The following is a 1,414-nucleotide window of genomic DNA, read 5'->3' as shown; positions in this document are numbered from 1 at the left end:
TCCCGCGCCTTGATGAGTTCCGCGCCTGATGAACCTCCAGAAAATATACGGCTTCAATGAGCCTTTCCGTTTTACAGGTTCCTCAACAGGCCGGTGGGCCGTTAGTATCATCAATATCAGTATTCGCAAAACCAGATGAATGATTGTTTAAACTGGTGTATTTCTGCCTTTATGCTTCGTAAGTTTGCTGTCGCGCCGTCAGTGCCCAGGCTATTCTGGCCAGCTTGTTTGCCAGAGCACAGGTGACGACAAAGTTGCTTTTCCGACACAACAACTCCCTGACCCAGTCGGCCAACTTGCCAGACTGGTGTTCCAGTTTTTGTATGAATACCCTGGCACACTGAACCAACAAAGTTCGGATCTTTTTGTTGCCCCGCTTGCTAATCCCTAACAATGTCGTCCGACCTCCCGTGCTGTACTGTCGGGGTACCAGCCCTGTTGCCGCCGCAAAGTCACGGCTGCTGGCGTACTGCTTCCCGTCGCCAATCTCAGTTGAAATAGTACTGGCAGTCAGCGTTCCAACGCAGGGAATACTCAGCAAGCGCTGTCCAACCTCATCTTCGTCCAACTTTCGTTTCAACTGAGATTCCAGATCTTTAATCTGCTCAACAAGATAGTGATAATGCTGTTGTAATTTCAGCAGTAACTGGCTGAGATAAAGAGGCAAACTACTGTCCTCAAGAAGGGTACTCAGTCGACTAATAACGGCAGCACCTCGCGGAACGCTGATACCAAATTCCAGCAGAAAAGCATGCATCTGATTAGTTGTTTTCACCTTATCCTGAACCAGGGATTCACGGACACGATGCAGAGCTCGCATTGCCTGCTGAGATTCGGTTCTGGGCTGCACGAAACGCATAGATGGACGTGATGCTGCTTCACAGATAGCTTCAGCATCAACGAAGTCATTTTTGTTGCTTTTAACGAATGGGCGGACAAATTGCGGTGATATCAGCTTTGGAAAATGCCCTAACTCTTCCAGCTTGCGTGCCATAAAGTGAGAACCGCCACAGGCTTCCATCGCGATGGTTGTTGCCGGGCATGTCGCCAGAAATTCGATTAGCTTTGGTCGGGTGAATTTTTTACGGTAAACGGCCTTCCCACGATGATCCTGACAATGAATATGGAAAGAGTTCTTACCCAGATCGATACCAATAAGCGCAATGTTTTCCATGATGGTTCTCCGAATGAAAGCCTGTCCTCAGCATAGTACCGGGAAGGAGGGAGTGACCATCTCATTAAATAAAGCACGCTAAGCCGGTTGCAGCGGTCGTAGCGGCCTGAACTTGCCCGCGCCGATCTTGGCGCTGCTGCGCCAGAGGTAATCGCCGGTGAGGTTGATGTGCTCCCAACCGAGCGGCGACAGGTACTGCAACAGCGCGTCATCAATGGCATGGCCGTTGCCACGCAGCGC

General features: G+C 50.4%; 2 protein-coding genes. Both read right to left on the bottom strand.

Annotation, left to right across the window (positions count from 1 at the left end; translation table 11 throughout):
• Nucleotides 1–169: 169 nt before the first annotated feature.
• On the bottom strand, nucleotides 170–1,174 hold the full coding sequence (locus R7Z49_RS23270) for an IS110-like element IS5075 family transposase (RefSeq protein WP_000427619.1): 1,005 nt from the start codon (nucleotides 1,172–1,174) through the stop codon (nucleotides 170–172).
• 78 nt (nucleotides 1,175–1,252) lie between these two features.
• The coding region (locus tag R7Z49_RS23265) for a Tn3 family transposase (protein WP_318112100.1) at nucleotides 1,253–1,414 on the bottom strand (162 nt) is incomplete at its 5' end.

Source organism: Vibrio sp. 1562 (assembly GCF_033340155.1).
Lineage (GTDB): Bacteria > Pseudomonadota > Gammaproteobacteria > Enterobacterales > Vibrionaceae > Vibrio > Vibrio alginolyticus.
This window is presented reverse-complemented; position numbering and strand designations above follow the sequence as displayed.

What these genes read in the sequence shown, in the direction of transcription:
- R7Z49_RS23270 (WP_000427619.1), bottom strand. Translation starts at nt 1,174, where the DNA reads ATGGAAAACATTGCGCTTATTGGTATCGATCTGGGTAAGAACTCTTTC.